This window comes from Pedobacter sp. HMWF019, from assembly GCF_003061025.1.
In the GTDB taxonomy this organism is placed as follows: Bacteria; Bacteroidota; Bacteroidia; order Sphingobacteriales; family Sphingobacteriaceae; genus Pedobacter.
On the sequence record NZ_QAIL01000153.1, the window covers coordinates 1 to 6,028 of the forward strand.

Below are 6,028 nucleotides of genomic sequence, written 5' to 3' on the forward strand. Positions count from 1 at the left end.
CATGAAGGAGCTGTTGATCTATCAGAAGGGGGAATCTAGCGAACTAATTAATAAACGACCATGACCTCGAAAAAATCACAACCGGACTGCGTAAGCGCATCCTCCAGTATACCGGAGTTCCAGTTTGTATCGGCATCGGTGCAACAAAAACTCTGGCGTAAATCGCAAACAAAATTGCATAGAAACAGTGTCCTGAAACCGGTGTATTTTATATGGATACCCCAGATAAAATCGAAGCGTCATTAAAAAACAACCATGAGAATTGTAAATCCAGAAACCCGCCTGAGCATTCAACAACAACAAATTGGGGATAAAAAGAAATTAATGCCTATGGTAAAGGAAGCCTTATTGCACAAGGTATGGCTTTATAATAAACTGAATGGCAACTGGTATACTCCAGAGGAATTTCAAGCGAAGTACGAAAATACTGAGCTGAACAATTATCAAATCAATAGCTTGTTAGAAAATATGGTGCTTCGTGATCCAAAAGGTGGAAATACGGCCTACCATAAAGCGATTGAGCACAAAATAGAGCAATTGCATAAGGAAATCAATGAACTGAGGAGTAAGGGCGAAGCTTTTTTAAATAAGGTGATTGATTATTATCAACGTAAAAAGTGATTCAATTTGATTATTACGGATAGATATCAATGCCTTCGGTGTTAGGCCAATCCTAAATATTTGGTATCTTAATCTGATTAAACTGAGTAACCGAATAACCTGGTATGAAACAACTTATTTTCCTTATTGCATTCACTGTTATTATATTATCTGCTTGTAAAACCACTTACAGATATCCGAGGTTTGACTTTAATAACGGGCCTAATCCGTGTATCAATGCTTTTAAAGACAGGATCTTTTTTTCAATACTTAGAGAATGTTATAAAGGGACTGATGCGATGAAAGAAATAAGCAAACGTGATGTGGGCAATCCATTCGATGGTATCAATTCTCCAGTATTATTAAAGACAATAGATTCAATTGGTAAGGGCTTTGCACAAAAGATAACACCGCCTGCGCTTTGTGATGGGTGTACAAAAGATCAAAATTATTTCATGGCCCAGGCCTTGCATTTTTACAGAAGCTATGAGCTAGATTCCATTGCCAAAGCAGAATTGAAAAGATTTTCTTCTGATTGTTTAAAATGAAAAACGTACAAATTTATTTGGAGGAAAATTAAATATAACAAGCGTTGGCCTCTTTCCAAAAAACTTCAGCGGATGGTCCGGTTGGAGGATTGCCGAATAAGAGGCAACTTTTCTTAGAGAGTCTAAATCAGCGTTATTACACTTCCGTAAGTTCTCTTGCTTAGTTGTTGTAATAAACCAATAAAATTGTAACGAATATCTTTACCATGGGTAATCTTATTTGAAGAAATTGTTATTTGTTCACAGAGGTATTGAATTGTGAGAATGCTTTATATCTGGATGGGATGGTTAGCCAGGCTTATATTCCAGAATTGGGGCAGCCCATTAAGGCAGGGCCACCATTAGGTGTTTTTATAACGGTAAGCAAAAAGAGACCGAGAAGCTAATCTGATCCTTTATGGATGGTAAACTTCTTCACCAACCAGGAGAAATCATACTGATCTGATATCGGTCTGAGGTATAAAATCAGTGCTCCGGCCATAGCAAAAAAGAAGGTAAATAACCCGTGTACTATAAATATGCAGATGTGAAAAAATAAACCCGCATACAGTAAGTATTTTCTCTTTTTTGGTTCTACAAATAGCCCCATGAACAACATTAATTCCAACGCCATGGTGCCCCAGGATAAAGTAAATACGAAGAATGGAATATTAAGTAAGGGGTGGATTATTCTACCAACCCAATAATTCAGGCCAAAAGCGGGATCGTTAAACCAATAATAAACGGCGGTTCCGTTAATCCATTCTGTTACTCCAAATTTAGCCGTTGCGGCATGAAGATAGACGACGCTGACTTGAAGGCGTATAAAAATGTAAAGAGAGAGTAGAAATAGTTTTAAATAATCGTTATTAAAGAACCTGCTTACTTTTATTTCTTTTTGCCAATGCCAGGTTCTGGAATCTGTTAAGGCGATGGGAAGCATCAGTGTACTTAAAATACCGGTTAATTGGTCGCCGCCTTCAATAAAGATAGAATACCGCATAAAACTGAGGGAAATCCAGGCATGAAATATTGCTGTTAACCTTGGTCTGTAACCAATCACTACCAGCAGCAATAGAAAAACGGCCAGGAACCGGCCTATTTCTCCATGATCTCTGAAAAGGAAAAAGAAATTTAATCTGTAAAGAAGGCTCTCTGTTAGATTTGGAACTTGGCTTTGACTGACCACAGGGAATAATATTTTTGCCGTATTAAATAACAGCGTGAGCATAGTGCCACATGCCAAAATAGATCTGGCGAGTCCGTAAACATTGGTCCAGGGATTCTTTACAGGATATTCGAAGGTGAGGAATGTTTTCAATCTTTAAATGTGATGTTTACTTTGATGTACCTAATGGAATCTCCAGTATGGCTGATGAAATTTCGGTATGCCCAGGGCGTAATGCTCTTTCTTAAAATCAGGACTTGTTTTGGTATATAGTTGCTATATTTTGTGGGTAAGATCATTTGCTGAGGCATGACGGTATCTTTTTGAACCTGAAGAAATTGCTCGTCTGTACAGGAACTCCAGTGTTGTGAATTGGCTTTCTTCAATACCTTCAGTCCGTAAATATTATTGATGTAGGCACAGGTACGGCTTAGCCCCCATATGTTTCTTAGATTGGCCCTTTTGGTATTTGGATCTAAAACCCAACCTTGTTGATCTCTGACCAGATAATAGAGTCTTACCTCCTGTGGATTTCTGGTAAAAAATCCCCAGCCCTCCGGAATCAGCATGTTTACAAACAACTTTTGCTTTAAAAAGTACCTGGATAGTGTGTTATAGTTGAGCGAAATGGATAGCAATGAAATAATCACTGCTATCCAAAAGCCAACTAGAAAAATGATAAAGGCCTTTAATTTAGGTGGCATAGTTTGATGGCTTTACAGGACTATTTTGAAAATGCATTTGCTATTGTTGCAACAAACTCTTGTCCACGTAAATTGAGCACTTGCGCCCTATTCTCAGGTACAGGCACGGCTAAGGTGTCAACATCCACATCTATAGCCCGGTCTACATCCAGGTTTGGTACCGGGGTATCTTGAACGGGCGATTGTTCCACAAAGATCGCAACTAAGGCTACGGCACCACCTACAGCTGCTACCCACAGGTATACGAAGGTTTGTCTGTGGATATAGATGTTTGTGTTTTTATAATAAACACCTCCTGAAAGATCTTCTGTTTCGTCTTCGCCGGCTGCAGCCAAAGCGGCAGAGGTGTGTTTGTCTTTTACATTGAAAACTTTGCGCAAGAGCGATTTGTATTTATCTGTATTGAGTAAATTGACTACCTCTTTGGATTTTAGTTTGTAGCCTCCGTCTTGTTTAAATTCTACTAAAAGTTCTTGTTTGGCTGTTCCATTGACTTTTAGATCCTGAAGTTTACTGTCAACATCCAGGGATTTACGCATTGCCGTGGTTGCGGTCTTTAAGGCATTTTTTACCCTGCCTACATTTCCACTTTTAATTTCTGTTCCAAACTTTTCAAAAAAGTCTTTGTCTGTGCCTTTTATTTTACTGAGAATTTCGTTTTCAACTTTTTCGATATCATATTTTGCATCCGTTTCGCTAAATGCATTTTTGAAATCAAATACATAATCTGCAACAAGAGCTGTGGCTTTGCCATCACCAAAATACAGCGCTTTAAAAATTTCCTCTCCTGTGTAGTCCTTTCCTGTTTTGGCATTGGTTGAGGAGTCACTTTTTTTACAACTGGCATAAAAAATAATGGATGCCATTGGAATGGTGATGTACCATTTTCGAGCGAGATTTCTGATTTTTTCCATGTTAGATGTTAATTTAAGGTGAATAATAATTAATTATTGTAATATCTCTTTGAGGGTTTCATACCAGATTTGATTGTTTGTTTTGATGCCATTATAGTCTGCAATCATATAAATGACCTCGTCATTATTAAACCTAAGTCTTAAGGGCTGCCAGAAGAGGCCGAAATTTTTTACGGAGGAAGCGGGAAAGACATCGTCAAATCCCAGATAGACCTCTTCTATACTGTGGAGTGGTAAGGACAGATTTTCATCGCCTGTAATTTCCAGGCTTCTTTCGGACAGGCAAACTTTTCCTTCATGGGCATGCAAAGGGGGAACAAAGGAGAAGAGCCCCATTATACTTTTTAGCCAGCTTTTTTCCTGGGATAGTTCCCGTTCATAAGCCCAGTATATTTTACTTTCGAGTAATGTCATTTGCAGAGCGAAAAAGTAACTTGTTCTTAAATTAGTATTGAACCTGAGGTACAATCTGGATAATAATTGAGGCTACAAACACTGTTTGCACAAGGGGAAAAAGCAGAAGCTAGTTGCGGTAGAGTAATAGGATTTTGAGGCGTTTCATTTGAAGAGCGTTTAAGTTAATAAGAAGAGAACCATTAATATGCTTTTGTAACGTGTTTATATAAAGCTATTTGAAGGTAATAATTTAATTACATAAATGCAAATATTGTTTGCAAAGCATGTACCATGCTGGCAGAGATTAGTTTTTCTACAGGATCATAGATGAGTATTGTCAATTTTGTTGGAGTGTAATATAATTGTACTTTTAAAAAAATGATATTAGAAGATACTTTCCCCGTGCCGGCAAATGAGATGCAAAGATTGTTGAATTTGTCTGAGCTTGATCTGGATTATTCCGAACTTTCTGAAGAATTTAAAGACCTGGCCATGCTGGCGGCCAAAGTAGCTGGTACCGATATTTCGCTGATCAACCTGATTGATTCCTATACTACCTGGACCATTTCCGGGCATGGATTGGAAGTACAGCAAACACCAAGAGAAGAGTCTCTGTGCCAGTATACCATTATGGGGCAGCCGCAATTTGAAGTTTCAAATCTTTTATTGGATAAACGCTTTGAGGATAAAGATTTTACCAAGGCACCTTTGTCGCTTCGGTATTATCTGGGTGTACCGCTTACAGATCCGGATGGCCAGCAGATTGGCTCCCTGTGTGTAGTGGATACGGTTCCTAAAAATTTGAGCCCTGAAAAGATTGAAATGCTGAAAATTATTGCAGCTCAGGTGATCAACCGTATCAATACCTACCGGGCCATAAAGGAATTGAAGAGCGAGGTTAAAAATGCGAACCAAACAAAAAGTAAAGTTGCACATGATATTCGTGGGCCATTGGCAGGGATTATTGGCTTATCTAATATCATTGTACAGCAAGGGAACGGTAATAATCTGAGCGAAGTACTGGATTTTATTCAACTGATCCATAAAAGCAGTAAGTCTTTGTTAGAGCTGGCCGATGAAATTTTGACCGAAGACCAGCAGGGCAGAAAACTGACAGATAATGAATTGAATCTGAGTGTGTTTAAATGCAAATTGGAGGATCTCTATAATGGCCAGGCAAAAAATAAAAACATTAACCTGCTCATTCAGCTTAATGAGGGTGATACCTTATCGCCTTTCCCTAAGAACAAGTTGCTGCAAATTACAGGCAATCTGATTTCTAATGCCATCAAGTTTACCCCCGAAAATGGAATGGTTAAGGTTGATATGAGTTTAATTGAGCAGCAGGACCAGCATATGCTCGATTTGAAGATCTCAGATACCGGTGCAGGTATTAGCGAAGAGGCGCTTAAACATTTAGAATTGGGCAGCTGTTCAAGCACTAAGGGTACCTGTGGAGAGAAAGGCTATGGTTTTGGTCTTGAATTGGTTAAGCACCTGATCAAGGGTTTGGGTGGTACGATGGAAATTTATAATAAAATAGGATCTGGTGCATGTTTTAACGTAAAAATACCTTTTCAAAAGCAGGTGGAATAAATATTATTTACCATCTCCTAATACAAATAGTGCTGCTGCAGTATTTGTATTAACTTTCCTTTACCGGAAGTAAATATCTAAGAAGTTTCATTGAACGTATTAGGGTAAATATAAGAACAGAGA

7 protein-coding genes are annotated in these 6,028 nt (G+C 38.4%); 3 read left to right on the forward strand and 4 right to left on the reverse strand.

Annotation, left to right across the window (positions count from 1 at the left end; all coding sequences use genetic code 11):
- Window positions 1–255: 255 nt before the first annotated feature.
- Both DBR11_RS09755 and DBR11_RS29365 read left to right on the forward strand, forming a co-directional pair.
- Complete coding sequence (locus tag DBR11_RS09755; RefSeq protein ID WP_108552062.1) at window positions 256–621, forward strand: hypothetical protein; 366 nt, start codon at window positions 256–258, stop codon at window positions 619–621.
- A 278-nt stretch (window positions 622–899) separates the two neighbouring features.
- Window positions 900–1,148: a hypothetical protein gene (locus tag DBR11_RS29365; protein ID WP_146186504.1), complete on the forward strand. Its 249-nt coding sequence runs from the start codon at window positions 900–902 to the stop codon at window positions 1,146–1,148.
- Window positions 1,149–1,530: 382 nt separating this feature from the next.
- Here the strand turns inward: DBR11_RS29365 and DBR11_RS09765 are convergent, their stop codons facing one another.
- From DBR11_RS09765 to DBR11_RS09780, 4 genes are read right to left on the reverse strand one after another with little or no spacing between them, the layout of a single operon-like run.
- The gene (locus DBR11_RS09765) at window positions 1,531–2,448 is read right to left on the reverse strand and encodes a sporulation-delaying protein SdpB family protein (RefSeq protein WP_108552066.1); all 918 of its coding nucleotides are present in this window, start codon (window positions 2,446–2,448) and stop codon (window positions 1,531–1,533) included.
- Window positions 2,445–2,999: an SdpA family antimicrobial peptide system protein gene (locus DBR11_RS09770; protein WP_108552068.1), complete on the reverse strand. Its 555-nt coding sequence runs from the start codon at window positions 2,997–2,999 to the stop codon at window positions 2,445–2,447. The genes DBR11_RS09765 and DBR11_RS09770 overlap by 4 nt, the downstream gene beginning before the upstream one ends.
- Window positions 3,000–3,019: 20 nt before the next feature.
- The gene (locus tag DBR11_RS09775) at window positions 3,020–3,913 is read right to left on the reverse strand and encodes a hypothetical protein (protein WP_108552070.1); all 894 of its coding nucleotides are present in this window, start codon (window positions 3,911–3,913) and stop codon (window positions 3,020–3,022) included.
- 33 nt (window positions 3,914–3,946) lie between these two features.
- Window positions 3,947–4,327: a hypothetical protein gene (locus tag DBR11_RS09780; RefSeq protein WP_108552072.1), complete on the reverse strand. Its 381-nt coding sequence runs from the start codon at window positions 4,325–4,327 to the stop codon at window positions 3,947–3,949.
- Between the two features lie 360 nt (window positions 4,328–4,687).
- On the opposite strand from DBR11_RS09780, the gene DBR11_RS09785 reads away from it, so the two are divergent.
- Window positions 4,688–5,905 (forward strand): GAF domain-containing sensor histidine kinase, encoded by a 1,218-nt coding sequence (locus DBR11_RS09785; RefSeq protein WP_108552074.1) that lies wholly within the window; start codon window positions 4,688–4,690, stop codon window positions 5,903–5,905.
- Window positions 5,906–6,028: the final 123 nt, after the last annotated feature.